The 16,262-nt window shown below is 44.4% G+C and carries 18 protein-coding genes and 1 riboswitch; of the genes, 16 read left to right on the top strand and 2 right to left on the bottom strand.

Annotation, left to right across the window (positions count from 1 at the left end; genetic code table 11):
• Positions 1-113: 113 nt before the first annotated feature.
• From MHB54_RS25595 to MHB54_RS25605, 3 genes are all read left to right on the top strand, one after another.
• Positions 114-1,577, top strand: coding sequence for an ABC transporter substrate-binding protein/permease (locus MHB54_RS25595; RefSeq protein WP_023988953.1), 1,464 nt, complete (start codon positions 114-116; stop codon positions 1,575-1,577).
• On the top strand, positions 1,564-2,286 hold the full coding sequence (locus MHB54_RS25600) for an amino acid ABC transporter ATP-binding protein (RefSeq protein ID WP_013310491.1): 723 nt from the start codon (positions 1,564-1,566) through the stop codon (positions 2,284-2,286). The genes MHB54_RS25595 and MHB54_RS25600 overlap by 14 nt, the downstream gene beginning before the upstream one ends.
• A 234-nt stretch (positions 2,287-2,520) precedes the next feature.
• Positions 2,521-2,689: riboswitch (cyclic di-AMP (ydaO/yuaA leader) on the top strand.
• A 6-nt stretch (positions 2,690-2,695) separates the two neighbouring features.
• Entirely contained in the window at positions 2,696-3,364 is a 669-nt protein-coding gene (locus MHB54_RS25605; protein WP_264453700.1) for a 3D domain-containing protein, read from the top strand.
• A gap of 198 nt (positions 3,365-3,562) precedes the next feature.
• Here the strand turns inward: MHB54_RS25605 and MHB54_RS25610 are convergent, their stop codons facing one another.
• Positions 3,563-4,369 carry a polysaccharide deacetylase family protein gene (locus MHB54_RS25610; protein WP_028541698.1) on the bottom strand — a complete coding sequence of 269 codons (807 nt, stop codon included), beginning with the start codon at positions 4,367-4,369 and terminating at the stop codon, positions 3,563-3,565.
• A gap of 305 nt (positions 4,370-4,674) precedes the next feature.
• Here MHB54_RS25610 and MHB54_RS25615 point away from each other — a divergent pair, with 305 nt between their 5' ends.
• The 11 genes from MHB54_RS25615 (at position 4,675) to mobB (ending at position 12,620) form a co-directional block, all read left to right on the top strand.
• Entirely contained in the window at positions 4,675-5,697 is a 1,023-nt protein-coding gene (locus MHB54_RS25615; RefSeq protein ID WP_023988950.1) for an NADH:flavin oxidoreductase/NADH oxidase, read from the top strand.
• Positions 5,698-5,784: 87 nt separating this feature from the next.
• Positions 5,785-6,453 (top strand): PspA/IM30 family protein, encoded by a 669-nt coding sequence (locus MHB54_RS25620; protein WP_013310486.1) that lies wholly within the window; start codon positions 5,785-5,787, stop codon positions 6,451-6,453.
• A gap of 131 nt (positions 6,454-6,584) precedes the next feature.
• Complete coding sequence (locus MHB54_RS25625; RefSeq protein ID WP_013310484.1) at positions 6,585-6,992, top strand: DUF350 domain-containing protein; 408 nt, start codon at positions 6,585-6,587, stop codon at positions 6,990-6,992.
• Positions 6,993-7,016: 24 nt separating this feature from the next.
• Entirely contained in the window at positions 7,017-7,523 is a 507-nt protein-coding gene (locus tag MHB54_RS25630) for a DUF4178 domain-containing protein (protein ID WP_007432513.1), read from the top strand.
• A gap of 13 nt (positions 7,524-7,536) precedes the next feature.
• Positions 7,537-8,292, top strand: coding sequence for a DUF4247 domain-containing protein (locus MHB54_RS25635; RefSeq protein WP_023988948.1), 756 nt, complete (start codon positions 7,537-7,539; stop codon positions 8,290-8,292).
• 186 nt (positions 8,293-8,478) lie between these two features.
• Positions 8,479-8,931 carry an SRPBCC family protein gene (locus MHB54_RS25640; RefSeq protein ID WP_264453701.1) on the top strand — a complete coding sequence of 151 codons (453 nt, stop codon included), beginning with the start codon at positions 8,479-8,481 and terminating at the stop codon, positions 8,929-8,931.
• Between the two features lie 192 nt (positions 8,932-9,123).
• Positions 9,124-9,837, top strand: a complete 714-nt coding sequence (locus tag MHB54_RS25645) for a hypothetical protein (protein ID WP_071641072.1) — start codon at positions 9,124-9,126, stop codon at positions 9,835-9,837.
• Positions 9,788-10,336: an accessory gene regulator ArgB-like protein gene (locus tag MHB54_RS25650; protein ID WP_264453703.1), complete on the top strand. Its 549-nt coding sequence runs from the start codon at positions 9,788-9,790 to the stop codon at positions 10,334-10,336. Before MHB54_RS25645 ends, MHB54_RS25650 begins: the two co-directional genes overlap by 50 nt.
• On the top strand, positions 10,309-10,440 hold the full coding sequence (locus MHB54_RS25655) for a hypothetical protein (protein WP_023988946.1): 132 nt from the start codon (positions 10,309-10,311) through the stop codon (positions 10,438-10,440). The genes MHB54_RS25650 and MHB54_RS25655 overlap by 28 nt, the downstream gene beginning before the upstream one ends.
• Before the next feature lie 357 nt (positions 10,441-10,797).
• Positions 10,798-12,075, top strand: coding sequence for a molybdopterin molybdotransferase MoeA (locus tag MHB54_RS25660; protein WP_076159570.1), 1,278 nt, complete (start codon positions 10,798-10,800; stop codon positions 12,073-12,075).
• Positions 12,072-12,620: a molybdopterin-guanine dinucleotide biosynthesis protein B gene (mobB, locus tag MHB54_RS25665; RefSeq protein ID WP_028541693.1), complete on the top strand. Its 549-nt coding sequence runs from the start codon at positions 12,072-12,074 to the stop codon at positions 12,618-12,620. Before MHB54_RS25660 ends, mobB begins: the two co-directional genes overlap by 4 nt.
• Before the next feature lie 4 nt (positions 12,621-12,624).
• Here the strand turns inward: mobB and xerS are convergent, their stop codons facing one another.
• Entirely contained in the window at positions 12,625-13,725 is a 1,101-nt protein-coding gene (gene xerS / locus MHB54_RS25670; RefSeq protein WP_023988943.1) for a tyrosine recombinase XerS, read from the bottom strand.
• 116 nt (positions 13,726-13,841) lie between these two features.
• Between xerS and MHB54_RS25675 the strand changes: the two genes are divergently transcribed.
• Both MHB54_RS25675 and MHB54_RS25680 read left to right on the top strand, forming a co-directional pair.
• Entirely contained in the window at positions 13,842-14,351 is a 510-nt protein-coding gene (locus tag MHB54_RS25675; protein ID WP_264453705.1) for a GNAT family N-acetyltransferase, read from the top strand.
• A 284-nt stretch (positions 14,352-14,635) separates the two neighbouring features.
• The gene (locus MHB54_RS25680; RefSeq protein WP_264454830.1) at positions 14,636-16,252 is read left to right on the top strand and encodes an ABC transporter substrate-binding protein; all 1,617 of its coding nucleotides are present in this window, start codon (positions 14,636-14,638) and stop codon (positions 16,250-16,252) included.
• Positions 16,253-16,262: the final 10 nt, after the last annotated feature.

The raw sequence follows: 16,262 nt of genomic DNA on the forward strand, positions 1-16,262 counted from the left end.
ACTGCGTTAGGTATGCTGAAATTGTACTATAACATTCATTGCATAATCATGCATATTCATTTATAATGACACAATCTTATTTATTATAAAGAATTTAAGGAGAGAAAAAAAGATTGAAAAAGGCATATCGTTTTACCGCCCTGGTTTTGACGGCGGTTATCTTGCTGTTGACTGGTCTTCCCATGCTCAATGCATACGGAACGGAAGCAAAGCCACAGAAAAAACTTGTAGTGGGCATGAGTGCCGACTTTCCGCCGTATGAGTTTCATAAAGTCATTAACGGTAAGGATACCATTGTTGGGTTCGATGTGGATATCGCCAAGGAAATCGCCAAAGATTTGGATGCGGAGATGGTCCCTGAAGACATGAGTTTTGACTCTTTGCTGCCTGCTCTGCAAAGTGGTCGTGTAGACTTGGTACTGTCCGGTATGACACCAACGGATGAACGCAGAAAGAGTATTGATTTTTCGGATGTATACTATCGCTCCAAGCAAGTCATCATGGTACGCCCAGAGGATAAAGACAAATATCCGACGATGGATGCTTTGAAAGGCGAGAAGATCGGAGCACAAAAGGGAAGTATTCAGGAAGAGATTGCTCAAAAAGTGCCCAATGCCTCTGTAACTTCACTGGATAAAATATCTGACCTGGTACTCCAGCTGCGGACCCAGCGTGTGAACGCTGTCGTGATCGAAGATACGGTTGCTAAAGGATACACGTTAGACGGTACCGTAACCCTTGCCAAGGCTGTGCCTGAGGATGCGGGAGCAGAAACAGCTGTAGGTATCCGTAAAGGGAATGCAGAATTGCTTGCTTCTGTAAATAAAACGTTGGCTCGCCTGAAAGCAGACGGGTCGATTGAGAAGTTTTCCACGGAAGCGAGTGCACTTTCTGCGGATCGTCAGGTTTCTTCTAATAACATTGTAGATATTTTTTGGAAATACCGCAGTTTATACGCTACGGGTATCGGCTACACCTTGTTGCTGTCTGCGCTCGGAGTACTGTTCGGATTCATCATTGGTCTGATCATATCCTTGCTACGTATGAGTGGAGTACGCATCATTGAGTGGTTAGGTACCACTTATGTAGAGATACTGCGTGGCACACCTATGCTGGTGCAACTCATGATTATTCACTACGGGGTTGCTTTGACGCTGGGTGTCAATTTTACTCCACTCCAGTCTGGTATAATCACATTGTCTCTGAATAGCTCGGCATATCTGGCTGAAATTTTCCGTGCAGGTATCCAGGCAGTAGACCGTGGACAGATGGAGGCTGCCCGTTCATTGGGTATGGGACGAGGCAAAGCTATGCGTCATGTCATTTTGCCGCAAGCGTTTAAATCTATTTTGCCTGCTATCGGTAATGAGTTTATTACGATCATTAAAGAATCATCCATTATTTCGACCATTGGGATGGTGGATATTATGTATCAGGCCCAGGTCATTAAGAACATTACCTACGAAGGATTAAGTCCGTTCGTAATCGCAGCCGCTATTTATTTTGTAATGACATTCAGCTTGTCTAAGCTGCTGGGTTTATGGGAAAGGAAGTTGAGAGCCAGTGATCACCGTTAAACAACTGCGTAAATCGTTCGGCAAGAATGAGATTTTAAAAGGCATTGATATAGATATCGCCAAAGGTGAAGTCGTCGTCATCATCGGTCCCAGCGGTTCGGGGAAGAGTACGTTTTTACGTTGCATGAATCTGCTAGAACAGCCTACGGACGGGGAGATTTTGTTTGAGGGCGAGCCGATTACAGCTCGTGGTCATAATATTAATGTAACCCGGGAGAAGATGGGGATGGTGTTCCAGCATTTTAATCTGTTCCCGCATAAAACAGTGTTGCAGAATCTGACGCTTGCACCAACGCAGGTTAGAAGACAGTCAGGGAAGGAAGCGGAAAAAATTGCGCTAGAACTCCTGCGTACCGTAGGGCTTGAGGATAAGAAGAATACCTATCCGAACCAGCTATCCGGTGGTCAGAAGCAACGTATTGCGATTGCGCGTGCTTTGGCCATGCAGCCGCACGTAATGCTGTTCGATGAGCCGACTTCTGCATTGGACCCTGAAATGGTTGGAGAGGTTCTGGATGTAATGAAGAAGCTCGCCGAAGGCGGCATGACCATGGTAATCGTGACGCATGAAATGGGCTTTGCCCGCGAGGTAGGCGATCGAATCATCTTTATGGATAACGGTCAAATTGTGGAACAAGGTACACCAGAGCAGGTATTTGGTACTCCAAGCCATGATCGCACCCGTGATTTTCTTGCCAAAGTATTGTAAGAAAGTGCTGATATGAGCTATAAAAAAGCCCTCCGTTTGACGGAGGGCTTTTTCTTTTTTTGTCACCATTTCACCATATTTTCGTAACAAATATCGATTTCTTGGTGACAAAATTGTAACGAGTATAGTATGATGTTCAAGGTTCCCAACATTTTCATGCGGATAAGGTTACAAAATTGTGATATTATGCAGTAAGCCAAAACTTACCGGGACAGCATGCGGTTATGAAAAACGCTGAATGCTGGGCCCAAACTATGGGAAGTGCGGGGGACGTAACAACGGCAGTCTTTCCGATACGTCATAAGACGATATGGAATATGCCTAGGGGTGAATTGCACAAGCATAGGGCTTCTCCTGAGTCCGAATCCGACAGCTAACTTCGCAGGCATAACAGAGGAGGTACATATCTTTGAAACATCTAAAACATATTGGAAAAACCATGAAATTTGCGGTGCTTGCCGCAGCCATTGCAGGGCTGGCACAGACAGCTGGAGTAGCGGATGCTGCTTCGCTTCATACTGCCAAAGATGGCGATACCTTCTTTTTGCTTGCTCAACGTTATGGAGTATCAGTGGACGAGCTGACGAAGGCGAACCCAAACATTGCCTCTAACAATATATATGCAGGTCTGCAAATTAAGGTACCTGGTGAAAAAAGTGTGAATGCAGCTTCGGATTCGAAGCCTCAGCTTCTTACGGAGAAAGCACCAGCGAATGAGGGGCCAGCGATTGAAGCGTGGGGCAAAACATTTAACTATAGCAAAATAGTCGACGTTAAGGCTACTGCGTATTCTGCCGCAGCCGATGAGAATGGTAAATGGGGAGCAGTGGACTACTACGGCAATCCGCTTAAACTAGGTACAATTGCGGTAGACCCGAACGTCATTCCGATGGGCACGAAAGTGCTGGTTACAGGCTATTCCCACCCAGGTTTGCCGGATCATTCTTTTGTAGCTGTCGCTCGCGATCAGGGCAGCGCCATTACAGGAAAACGGATTGATATCTTTATTCCTGGCAACAAATCATTTGTGAACGACTTTGGATTTCAAAATGTGAAGCTGTACGTTATTGATAAATAGCATTATACGTATATATGGTTTAATTAAACATAATATATATTATGTAAACTTAATGCCTGTATCCTACCGCATATAACTAGGTCAGACTCTTATCAGGTCCTATCCATAAAAAAGGCTGTCTTGACGAGCAGAAAACTTCTGCTGGTAAGACAGCCTTTTTACGTTGCTTTAGCTTGTAGCTCAATCATAAACATATGGTTATTTCTGTTCCGATGTGTGGAGTAGCCGGGGGACTGTGACAAATTTGTAGCCCTTAGCTTTTAGAGAGTGAATTAGACCCGGCAGAGCTTGAACAGTGCCTTGCAAGTTGGAACTTTGACCTCCACCTGCGTGCATTAAAATAATAGAGCCAGGCCCAGTAGCTGGGATCACATTGCGCTGAATTTGTGTTTTACTTAGTCCCTTCCAGTCGAGAGAGTCTACATTCCAATTGACAATCATGTAGCCATGACGACGTGCCCACTGGATTTGAGGCTCCGTGATTTCACCGTAGGGTGGACGAATCAACTTGGGGCGAAAACCTGCGCTGGCTTGTAAAATACGTTCTGTTTTTGTAATCTGGTTGCGAAAGCGTTCTGGTGTGGCCTTCCTAAAATCAGGATGAGTATAGGAATGGTTTCCTATAGCATGGCCTTCACGGATAATACGGCGTATGATCCCCGGATGCTTTTCCGCACGGTGACCGACGATGAAAAAGGTAGCTTTGATGCCATTGGCGTGTAATACGTCCAAAACCTGCGGCGTATACCTAGAATCGGGCACATCATCAAAGGTTAGGGCAATTTGGCGGGTGTGTGGGCCGCACATTTTAAAAATGTCCGCATGTTTTTTTCGCAGCATTGCTAATGTAGGAGTTGCTCGATCTATGCTCTGTTGTACAGAAGAAGCAACAGTTGCTTCCTTGGGATGGGGCGTTCCGATGTTGGGAGGCGCATCCGCGTGAACGGGTAAACTTGAAAATGCTAGTAACAGTGCCAAGCCTGGCAACACTCCCCTGTACGGCATATGTATCCCCCCTTTCCGTGCAGTGATACCTAGTGGTGCTCTCGACTATTATGTACCTGTCCTATTAAAAATATGCTGGTTACCAAGTTCGGCTCATAAACGACTGGAAAGAAGTCCACGATGAAACGATTATCAATGAAGATGATGGAGCTAAACGTACATATTCTCTTAAACATGACCGAAAACAGGAGCATTTTCGCAAGTTTTAGCCTTACAACGAATTCGGTATACCGTGACAGCTGGTGTATAATGGGGATGCAATTCATAATTGTACAGACATGGAATTGAAGGAAGGATGGATAAAAGTGACCGACTTGTTTACTCCTTATCAATTAAAGGGGCTTTCTTTAAAAAATCGGATTGTCATGCCCCCGATGTGCCAATACAGCGTGGAGGCCAAGGACGGAAATCCAACGGATTGGCATCATGTCCATTATGTGAGCCGGGCAGTAGGAGGCACTGGACTTATTATTGTGGAAATGACAGCGGTCCATCCAGATGGACGTATTACAGATCGTGATTTGGGTATTTGGAGTGACGAACATATTCCTGCATATCGTAAGATTGTAGAGGAAGTTCACAAGTATGGTGCCAAAATTGGCATTCAACTAGGCCACGCTGGACGCAAGGCTGAAGATGCTGAGCAACCTGTGGGTCCTTCCTCGATTCCTTTTAGCGAACGCTTTAAAGAGCCGCACGCCTTAAAGACAGCTGAAGTCAGGGAACTGGTTCAGGCATACAAAGAAGGCGCGCGCCGCGCGGTGGAAGCAGGTTTTGACACGGTCGAGATACATGGCGCTCACGGCTATCTGATCCATCAATTTCATTCGCCTTTAACAAATGCCAGAGAAGATGAATATGGGCAGGATTTGTCACTGTTCGGTGTTGAGGTCATACATGCTGTTAAAGAGGTTCTTCCTGCTGATATGCCTGTGCTTATGCGGATTTCTGCCAAAGAATACGTCGAGGATGGATATAATGTGGAATACATAACAGGCGTAGGGGAACGATATCGTGATGCGGGTGTGGACATTTTCCATATCTCTTCTGGTGGTGAGGGTCCGATTGGTTCTGGCGGAGGCCCGTCTGCGCGTGCCGGCTATCAGGTGGATTTGGCTCATACCATCCGTGAAAAGCTGAATGTACCTGTAATTGCTGTTGGCTTACTGGATGATTATGAGGACGCCCGTCGGGTTGTTCAGCAGAAAGAAGCTGATCTGGTAGCAATAGGCCGTGCCATGCTGCGTGATCCCTATTGGGCGTTGCATGCATCGCGGGAGCTAAAAGTACAGGCCGACATCCCAGAGCCTTATTTGCGCGGCTTTTAGATATTTTTGAAACCCTCTTTGCAAAGCTTGCGTAAACATGTGTACAGAGCTTAAAATTTAAGCATTCAACTCTAGGAGGAACTTCACATGTCTATTTTCAAACGATTAAGAGATCTTACGATGTCCAACATTAACGCCATTATTGACAAGGCAGAAGATCCAATTAAAATGACGGATCAATACATTCGTGATATGCAAGAGGACCTGGAAGATGCAGAGAAAGCGGTAGCCGCTCAAATTGCTATTGAAAAGAGATTCAAACAGCAATACGAAGAACAGGCTGCTTTGGTAAAGAAACGCGAAGAACAGGCACATACCGCTGCAAAAGCACAAAATGTAGATCTGGCTCGTCGCGCGCTGGAAGAAAAGAAATCTGCTGAACAAAAAATGAATGAGTTCAAAGCTGGTTACGAACAGAACAAAGCTGCAGCCGATAACCTGCGTGGCAAGCTGGATGAAATGCGCAGACAGCTGACAGAAATGAAAAACAAGCGCGAGACACTGGTTGCTCGTTATAATGCAGCTAAAGCGCAAACTGAAATTAACAAAGCTATGAACGGTTTTAGCTCTGATACGGCAACTGCCGGATTGAAGCGTATGGAAGAAAAAATGCTGCAAGCAGAAGCACGTGCCGAAGCGAGCAACGAAATGTCTTCTAAGGAAAAATCGTTGGATGAGGAGTTCAAGGAGCTGGATAAGAAAAGCGCCGTGGACGATGAGCTTGCCGCTTTGTTGAAGCAATACGAAAATAAATAAGAACATTTTAGCAGTGCCGCCAAGGGTGATTGCTCAGGAAGCGAAGGAGAAACGTTTTCTCCTTCGCTTTTCCCTGCCTGGAGGCGTAAAACATTATATGAAGGTCAAGAAGATGTGGAGGATGGTATGAAATGCATTTTTTAGAAACGATGAAAGCAATGCTTGTATGGACTGGTGCGGGGGCAATTTTGATCTTCGCATTAATGTATGTCGACTCTTTATTTACGAAGTATAAGGATTTTGCCGAAGTGAAGGCTGGAAATATGGCCGTAACGGTACGAATGATTATGAAGTTAGTTGCACAAGGCTATATCTTGTCAGGCTCTATCGCTACAGCTAATAATTTGCTCGAAGCGCTTGTGTATTCTGTGATCGCCTTTGTCATCCTGCTTGTTTTGGAAGTTATTGTACGTCTGCTGTTGCGGTACTGGGCTCAGTTTGATCTGGATAAAGGTACACAGGAAGGTAAAATTGGTTTCGGTCTGTTTTCAGGAGCGCTGCATCTGGTTGGCGCCTTGATCATTACAGCATGCTTCTAGGCTAAGAAAGGCAGGAATATAACCATGGGTGTGTGGAAACGAATTTCAAATCTATTTGCTAAGCCGGAGCCGCCAAAAGCAGAGAAAAGCATGCTTCACTTAAATCCAGGTGATATCTGTGAAGTGTCGCTTGTCACCTATGAAGTGGTAGGTCGTGTACATAATCGTGCCCGGAATGCCGTTGTTTTGACGCTTCAGGATGGTAATCAAGTCAGTTATCTTCATATTGAGGAACGGGAAACACTGCAATTCGGACTATATCAGGCCATCGACGGCAGACTTGACAACCCTGAGGAAGTGCCGACCATTTTAGAGTTGGATGATACAACGTATCATTTGGAGGAGCAGTATTCTGGGCATGTTACCGTCATGGGCCGTGCTCCTTTCCGACAGGGTGGAGAGCAGCATGTGTGGCAGTACCAGTCTGATGATTACCATCTGTTGCGAGTAGAGTGGCAGGACGGTCGCTTTATGCTTTATGAAGGAGAAGAAGTGATTACCGGAGACGTCAAGGTTATTCGGGCAAGCTAGGAGAGGGTTACACATGAGCAAACGCACCTGGCAGTATGCATTAAAGGTCATTGTGGCGCTGAGCTTGTTCGTTTCCGTGTTAAGCGGCTGCGGCGCGCCAAGTGTAAAAGATACGTATCCGTTGGAATCGGTTAGTGGCAGCGGAAACTCGACCTCGTATGTATACCGGGCAGCTGGCAAGACAGTCCCGGAAGTAGCGGAGGAATTGAAAGAACAGCGTACACCGGAACAAATGTCACCGCAGAGCAATGAGCGGATGTTTCTGGTATATAGCGATGAGTGGTACCATTTGCAGCAAGATCCAGCTAAGAAGGAAGATACACTCATTGAAATTGACAGTAAAAAGTATGTCGAACAAAATTACAGTTCAAGCTTTCTAAAAGGATACTTAACCGCAACTGTACTGGATGCTCTGTTTGATTCATTGCGTGGTTCAGGCTCCTATCGAGGCTACTCCAGCAGAGATGTATACCGACCTTCTCAGGGCCAATATCGTGCTCCTACGGTGCAGGAGAAAAAGGCGATTCCGCCGATTACGGTGGAGCGGAAAGGTTCGGTTACCCGTAGAGGAAAGAACTCGGATTCTAGCGTTGGATCAAGCGGAAGTTTGTTCGACAGAGGGTCCAGCAGTTCACCGAGCAGAGGCTCGATTTCACGTGACCGGAGCGACAGTGGCGGTTCCAGCATATTTGATTCGCCGCGTAAATCTTATAGTAAGCCCAAAACACGTAGCGGTTCAGGTAAAATCAGCCGACGAAGTCGACGATAATGGGTATCGTCAATTTATTTGAAAACAAAAGATTCTTGGAACTGTGGTACTGATGCACAGTTCCTTTTTTTATTTTTAGAGATGACGTTGGTGATCATCTAGCGGCACAGCCAAACCTACACTTTTATGGATATAATAATGTAGAGATAATCAAAACTTTGTTTGATTGAAGGGATTGAAAATTAAATGGTACTATCTATTTCTTGGCCAGATCTTTCACAAAGACCATTTAATCTAATGGTGGAACGAAAAATGGAGTGTTCTCCGAATGTCCTGTATCAGGCTTGGACGAAGCGGTTTGACAGTTGGTTTGCAGCCCCAGGATCAGTATTAATGGAGGCTGAAGTGAACATGACCTTCTTTTTCGAAACGCATTTTGAGGGGAAGCGTCATCCACATTACGGAAGATTTCTAAGACTTGAGCAAAACCGACTGATCGAGCTGACTTGGATTACTGGCGAAGGCGGTACCAAGGGAGCTGAAACAGTTCTCACTGTTGAGCTTAAACCTCGCGGTAATGGCACGCATCTTTACTTAACGCATGCAGGTTTACCAGACGAGAATTCAAGAAACCAACATGAGCAGGCTTGGCCGCTTGTACTTGAGCAGCTCGACAAAAGGATGATGCCAGATAGATAATTCAGAAGGTTCCAGGCTAAAACTGCAACAAGAGGACGATTTTAAAATCGTTCTTTTTATATTTTTTGATGACAAAAATAAATATTTACCTTACATAAAAACAAATATTACCAGTTTACTAGATTATTTCATTGCCACATCTATAAGTAAAATATACAATTACAACAGGCGAAATAAGAGGATGGTGTATCTGTGTTATCTGCTTTTTTATATATATTACTTGGTGTATTCGATGCTTTGGCCGCTGTTATTTTGGTCTTAAAGCTTTATATGCTTCCCGTGAGGGAATATCGTAGAAAAATATTATTTTATGCAATTGGCATAGCTTTGTTTTCCTTTCTAATGAGGGAAGTTATAGGCTTGCCTAAATTAGATTTGCCGCTTCAGTATTTGTTAATGGTTATCTTTTTTAGATTCGGTTTAGGGATCAAAACCCATCTAGCAGCTTTTTCTGCTGGTTCTGGTCTAACGGCCTACATTAATTTACAACTTTTTGTATTTCTGTTTGCGTATTTTTTTGGAGTAGCAGAACCAGGTGCTATTAATGATACTTCTGGCTCTTCTATTTACGTTATTCAGTTAACTTCTATTATTATTGCGTGCTTTATTTCTTATATAATGGGAAAATATAACTTTGGTTTCTCGTTTATAATTCAGCCTCCACATGATTTTTTAAGAGCTGAAAATTACTTATCATCCCTAAATAAAATGTTGATTCTAGGTGCTCTAATATCAGCTGTCACCATTTTTATTACTTTGTATATGCTCTATAGCTCAAATACCATAGGATTACTATCCATTTCATTGCTTACTTTCGGCGTGTCGTATTTCTTTTCAGAGAGAGGAGATTATGAGGATGCTAGAAGCGCTATCACGGTACATCGCAACGGAAATAAAAAAAGCTGATCCTGATGGTCCAACAAGTGTAGAAGTGATGGAATATGCGCTTGGTATAAAAATTACCGAAGTGTCTTCGATACTAATGGTTGCGATTATAGCTTGGATGACTGGGCATTTTTTTGGGTCGTTATTAGCTCTAGTAACTATCATGTTTGTAAGAAGATTTTCAGGAGGGGCACACTTCAGTAATCTTACATTTTGTGTCTGTTTTACAACGGCAATATGTGTAACTATACCTCTCGTCTCTTTAAATTTATCAACGATTTTGATTATTAATGCTTGTTCAGTATTAGTGTTTTTAGTTTATGCACCCAATCATTTTATTTATATTCATAAGACCAATAACCACAAATATTATAAAACGGTATGTGTTTTGATTTGTGCGGTGAATTTTTTTGTACAATCCCACATAATATGCTTATCTTTAGCTATTCAAGCATTCAGTATTCTTCCTTTATGGAAAGGAGGTGAACGAAAATGGATAAGAAATTGGCGAGAGCTTTAAATTTAAGACTGGGAAAATACGCTAACGAATCTACCAAAAACGAAAAAACAGTATTTGGCGCTAAACCGATACCGGCAGAGCTCAAGAAAAAAGAAAAGAACTGATTATGTACCGCGTTACTCTAGACATTGTTCTTATACGATCGGGGTAACTGCACAGGCTTGTAAGGAAGCTTTTCAGCTGTGAGATCGAGTCTAGCGCATTTGAAGGCCTGGTACGATTCGAAGCTTCACTTGCTCTATTTCTCATAATAAGCTTGAAGCACTTATAAAGTTATGGAAATGACCCGTGGAATTCACGGGTTATTTTATTGCCAACATACTTATATAGTAAGCCCAAAACACGCAACAGCACGGGGAAAAGCAGCCGAGTTTGACGTTCTAAACTCCGCCCGGATTTGCCAGATAACGGTTTTAGCGTTATAACAGAAAGAGGGCATTTTAGAAGAACGGAGTGAGATTATGAATCATACATCATTAAACGCAGAAAAATTCCAGCGTAAAGCAGTTCAGGTGGAAGAGGCACAAAGCAGGATAGCTAGCTATGTTAAACAGGGTGAAAGGGAAGACGTAGAGCTGGAGCAGGCGCATGGACGTTATTTGGCGATGGATTTGACCGCACCACACCCGTATCCCCGTTTTCGTCGGTCAGGTATGGACGGTTATGCGATCCTAGGCTCGGACACCGAAGTGTGCTCATCCGGTCAGGAAATCTGGCTACATGTGATTGATGAAATTCCATGTGGCACCGTATCGGACAAGCGGGTGGAGACTGGAATGGCTGCCCGCATCATGACAGGAGCGCAATTACCTGAAGGAGCGGACACGGTTGTCATGCTGGAAGCGACACAGCTGCGTGAGGAAAACGGACAGACATATGTCGGCTTGAAGAAGCGTATAGAAGTTGGCAAAAATGTGACACAGATTGGTCATGAGATTCAGGAAGGTCGGCTTTTGCTTAGTAAGGGAACCTGCCTGGGAGCAGGGCACATCTCGGTACTGGCTACTTTTGGAGTACACCGGGTACCTGTTTACAGGAAGCCAAAGGTGGCCGTTTTTTCTACAGGATCGGAATTACTTGCAGTGGATGAGCCGTTACAACCGGGGAAAATTCGAAACAGTAATACATATATGTTGGCTTCTCAAATTAGAGAGGCAGGAGGAGAGCCGTTTATTTTACAAGCCATTCATGATGATTTGAGCCTTGCCCGTACTTCTGTACGTGAAGCGATAGCTGCCTATGATATCGTGGTCACGAGTGGAGGAGTATCAGTGGGGGATTTTGATATTATGGGTGATCTGGTACGACAGGAAGATGTGAATATGCTGTTCAACAAGGTTACGATGCGTCCAGGAAGTGTGACCACAGCCGCAGTGATTGACGGCAAGCTGTTATTTGCGCTTTCAGGCAACCCCGGTGCGTGCTTTGTAGGCTGTGAGCTGTTTGTACGGCCGACGATCCAAATGATGGTATCTTCGGCACATCCATATTTACAAACCTGGACGGCGAAGTTAGGCGCAGATTATATGAAGGTAAACAACTATACACGCTTTGTACGCAGCTCTCTGGAGATACGTGGTGGACAAGTATACGCGATTCCTGCGCGAGTAGATGAATCCAGTGTCATGGTGACCATTAAGGACAGCGACTGTCTGATCGTGATTCCTCCCACAACAGAAGGATTACGCGAAGGTGAAGAGGTGCGTGTACTGGTGTTACAAGGTGGACAGGTGACGTGAATACGAAACATCCATTTGTATGTCAAATCGTCGGATTCAAAAATACGGGAAAAACGACCTTTCTCGGAGGATTGATTCGTTATGTGCAGAAGTCAGGTCTACGCGTAGCAGTGATTAAGCATGATGGACATGAATTTGAAATGGATCATGAGGGTACAGATACGTTCAAGCACCGACAGGCGGGTGCTGAAGGCATAGCTATTGTTTCGGCTGGAAGAACAGCCATTTTAGAGGAGAATAGTCAGCCTGTCACCGGACTGATCCGGCATTTTCAGGCCTATGATTGTGTGTTGCTAGAAGGCTTCAAGCAAGAGGATTATCCGAAGCTGGTCATGGTGCGGGAACAATCGGATGCTCAGCTTACCGATAAGCTGACAAATGTACAGGGAGTAGCGGTTTGGGAGCATCAAATGGATTGGGCTCAAGGTCACTACTCAGATGAAATGATACAGATATTTCCTGCCGAGGCCAACGGACCCGCAGGCCGCTGGCTACTCGAACAGATTCAAAAGCAGATAGAAGGAATGAGGAATGAGCAGGGGTGAGACATCAATCGGCTGAGTCGGTTAGAGTCTCTACCCGCCGTTCGATCGCCTGAGACATGGTTTTGTCAGTCAGGTGAGCATACACTTCTGTTGTTTCTGTCGAAGCGTGCCCCAGCTGTTCCTTTGTTTTGTAAATATCATTTTGTAAATAATAGTCAGTAGCAAAGGAATGACGAAGCTTATGCACGGTAAGGTAAGGCTTGCCGAACCGTTTGGCGTACTTAATGATCATTGCCTGAATCGCTCTTTTGGTCATTCGTTTGCCTTCTGTACTGCCGTTAGGACGTGTGACAAAGAGAGCCTTTTCTTTTTTTGGAGCGCGGTAACGGGTATGTCTCAGGGACAAATAAAGTACGAGATCATCTTTGGATTGCTCGCGGAAATACACCGGCGTTTTAAAGGTTTCGTCGTTATTGCCTTTGCGGTACACATATAATAGTTTATTGTTTATGTCTAAATCGTCCAGATTCAGATTGACGATTTCAGATACGCGCAGGCCTGAGTTCAGAATGAGGCTGGCGATGCAGGCATCCCGTTCCTTATTTAGTTCATAGGAGTATAAAGCCTGCTTGTTATCGGCCAAATCTTGACCATAGCCTTCATAAATATAACCGATGAATTCAAGCAGTTCTTCCTCTTCCAGTATTTTACCTTTAAGCTTAGCCGCCGTATCCTTGGGTTTATGTATACGCTTGATTTCGACCTTAGCCATAATGTTGCGTTTGAGCAACGGATAAAAATTTTCATCCTCAGCGATCTGACTTAAATAATGAAAAAGCGAACGCAGAGACGATAGCTTACGTGAAATGGTAATACGGGAGTTGGAGCCTTCGCGCTTAGTAGACAGGAATAATCGAAAGCCTGTAATACTGTCCATATGAAGTGTCTCCAACTCTTCCAGTGTAACTTGGGCATTCGTTTCTCCGGTGGACAAGCCTTCCGCGCGAAGCCATGAAAAGAAAGCTTCGTAATCCCGCACATATTCTAGTAATGTGGAAGGGGACAGGTCGGGCAGCTTATAATCCATAAATTGCTGCACGTACCATGGTAATCCCGGCATTTTTTCATCTAGTTTGCGCCGGTCGATGATCTTTTGTATATTCATTGAGTTCCACCTCGTCCGGTCATAATATATATGTATTTTAGCATATTTTGAACAGCACTGGATGGGATGTAATTCGAAGTTAAAGAACAGATTGAACCGCCAAGAGAGGTGAAAGTATGGGGTATAATATCAAATCGGAACTGAAGCTGTCTATTAAGAGTGTACCGGAGTCGCAAAAGGACATTATTGTACAGCTCATGCAATTTTATTTATATGATTTTACAGCCTATCTTCGAATTGATGTCACTGAGAAGGGGACATTCCCGGCTTATCCAGACTTGTATCAATATTGGACGAGCGGTGAACAGAAGCTACCTTTTCTGATTTGGAGACAGGATATTCCTGTGGGTTTTGCACTCGTTGACCGAATGTCCAGCAATCGAGAAGCTGACTACTACATGGCTGAGTTCTTTGTACTTCGTCCTTATCGGCATAATGGGGTTGGGACTTGGGCGGCTCATGAGCTGTTTGGACGTTTTAACGGACGTTGGAAGGTGACCCAAATGAGCACGAATAGGCCGGCACAGTCCTTTTGGCGTAAGGTGATTGGAAGCTATACGAAAGGTGAGTACAGGGAACAGACACATTCGGTAAGAGGGAATATCAGTCAGTTTTTCAATACCTGAAAAATTCGAAATAGAAAGTAAGTAATGAAAAAGAGTCGAGGAGAGTATCCTATCGGCTCTTTTTTGTTGTCAATTCAAGTCTTCTATCCATCTATAGAGCATTCCAATTAGAACCTGCATTGACACTATAAAAACGCAGGTATACAGTTATTAACATAATTCATATATATCTCATTGGAATTATCAACAATTAAACATCGGCTCCAAAAATGCAATGTAATCATAACATCACCCATCAGATCGGAGAGTGTTTTTAGGTGAAACGAACAAGTCGATTTGCAAAAATGGTAGCTGTAACCCTGTCGATGGTGCTGGTCTTATCGGCATGCTCGGGTAATAGCGGGGCCAATTCTACGAATACTGAGGCGAATGCAGCAGGAGGCGGGCAAGCTGCAGAAGGTGGAGATCTTACCTATGCACTGGCAACATCGCCGGATTCACTGGACCCGCATAAGAGTGGATTGGCAGTAGCATCTCGGGTATATCGTGCGATATTCGATAACTTGGTGGTAAAGCTACCGGACAATACGATTAAGCCTTGGCTGGCAACCGAATGGAGTGTTTCCGAGGATGGCAAAAGCTATACATTCAAGCTGCGCAAGGATGTTAAGTTCCATGACGGAACCCCGTTCAATGCGGAAGCCGTTAAATTTAGCTATGATCGGATTATTGATCCGCAAGCCGTAGTAGGTAATGCCGCTAACTTGCTGGCTCCCTATGAATCCTCACAGGTGATTGACGAATACACGATTAAATTGAATCTGAAACGACCATCACAGGCATTTTTGAGCAATTTAAGTGTTCCGGCTGTAGCCATTGTTTCGCCAGCAGGAGTTAAAAAATATGGAGATCAATTCGGTAAGCATCCAGTGGGTACAGGCCCCTTTAAGTTTGTAAAATGGGACGAAAATGCAGAAATCAAAATCGAACGTAACCCGGATTACAAATGGGCACCAGAAACTATTGAGAATCAGGGGGCACCGTATTTGGACAGCGTGACCTTTAAAATTGTTCCGGAGGAGGCGACCCGGATCGGCAGTGTGCAGAGTGGGCAGGCTTTGGCTGCTGAAACTGTCCCACCGCAGAACATTTTAACGTTGAAGAGTGACCCTAATTTCCAATTGTTGCAGGTCAATACCCTAGGATTGCCATATACGCTGTTCATTAACCAAAAGAAGAAACCGTGGAATGAATTAAAGGCGAGGCAGGCATTGCAATATGGTATTGATGTGGGGACGATCGTCAAAACGCTGTATCTAGGAACTTATGAACAGGCTTGGTCGCCACTCACTCCGGGTATTTTTGGATATGATAAATCACTGGAAAACGGCTTGCAGCCTGATCTTAACAAGGCCAATCAGTTACTGGATGAGTTGGGGTGGGCTAAGGGAACGGATGGTTTTCGGGTGAAGGATGGACAACGTCTTACGCTGCATTATGTAGACGGCACTCCGAACCGTGAAAAACGGAACGACATTGCAGCCATTATTCAGCAGCAGCTGAAGAAAATCGGTGTTGATGTGAAGATTGAAATTACCAAGGATATTGCAACAGTTGTATATACGAACGGAAACTATGATTTCTACGGAAATAGCCAGGTCAATGTGGACCCGAACGCTTTATATGCTTTTTACCACACAGCGGCAACAAATCAGCGGCCTACACTGCCTAACTTCTCCAATCCAGAGGTCGACAAGCTGTTGGAGCAGGGAGCTATTGAACAGGACGATGCCAAGCGGGAGGAGATTTATAAAAAGGTGCAACAGCTAATACGTGATCAGGCCGTCATCATTCCGATTTATGTTTTCCCTTATACGGTTGGAGCAGCCAAGTCAGTGCAGGGTCTCAAATTCGATTTAGTGGGTTATCCGCTCTTTAACGATGTGCGTATTCAAAAATAGTATTGCTAAG

The sequence above is a fragment of the Paenibacillus sp. FSL M7-0802 genome (genome assembly GCF_038004945.1).
Taxonomy (GTDB): domain Bacteria; phylum Bacillota; class Bacilli; order Paenibacillales; family Paenibacillaceae; genus Paenibacillus; species Paenibacillus polymyxa_B.